We start from the raw sequence: 221 nt of genomic DNA on the forward strand, positions 1-221 counted from the left end.
GTATCCATTTTAGCGTCAATGTTCCAAGAGCCTGAACTAATAGCACCCTCGACTTGCTTAATTTCGCCCTCTAGCCTATTAGCTTGTGTTTCTACTGTACCTAAATCTCTAGTAAGTTGTAGCCATTTCTTTTGACCTGCTGACGTCCCTTTGTCAACCGTAGAAAGTTCTTCTTTTAATTTTGTTGCTTTGTCACGTGATAAGCCCAACTGCGTTTGTAA

Annotated in this window: 1 protein-coding gene; it reads right to left on the reverse strand. The window is 40.7% G+C overall.

Going from position 1 to position 221, the window contains the following annotated elements:
- On the reverse strand, window positions 1–221 hold a 221-nt coding region (locus tag L979_RS16815), incomplete at both ends, for a hypothetical protein (protein ID WP_231559527.1).

Source organism: Kocuria sp. ZOR0020, assembly GCF_000800955.1.
GTDB lineage: Bacteria > Actinomycetota > Actinomycetes > Actinomycetales > Micrococcaceae > Kocuria > Kocuria subflava.